Source organism: Paraburkholderia sp. SIMBA_030 (genome assembly GCF_046535245.1).
In the GTDB taxonomy this organism is placed as follows: domain Bacteria; phylum Pseudomonadota; class Gammaproteobacteria; order Burkholderiales; family Burkholderiaceae; genus Paraburkholderia.
In genome coordinates this window covers 1-248 of record NZ_JAWRXB010001285.1, presented here as the reverse complement: position 1 = coordinate 248, position 248 = coordinate 1, and the positions used below count along the sequence as shown (strand labels likewise).

The 248-nt window shown below is 67.7% G+C and carries 1 protein-coding gene; it reads left to right on the top strand.

Annotated elements, in window-relative coordinates; translation table 11 throughout:
- A partial coding sequence (locus SB772_RS44195) for a porin (protein WP_410839048.1) occupies positions 1-248 on the top strand: 248 nt, incomplete at both ends.

Genomic DNA, 248 nt, shown 5'->3' with positions numbered 1-248 from the left:
CCAACAACCGCGCTTACAGCGCCGGCGCATCGTACAACTGGGGCGGCCTGAATGTCGGCGCAGCGTACCTGCAACTGAACAACAACGGCGCGACGGGCGCGGCTGCGGCGTTCAACGCCGGCGGCGCAGTGTCGAGCGACAACACCTTCTTCGCTAGCCGTCAGCAGACGTGGGGCGCGGGCGCGAGCTACGCGTTCGGTCCGGCAACCGTGGGTCTCGTGTACTCGCAGACGAACCTGTCGGGCCTC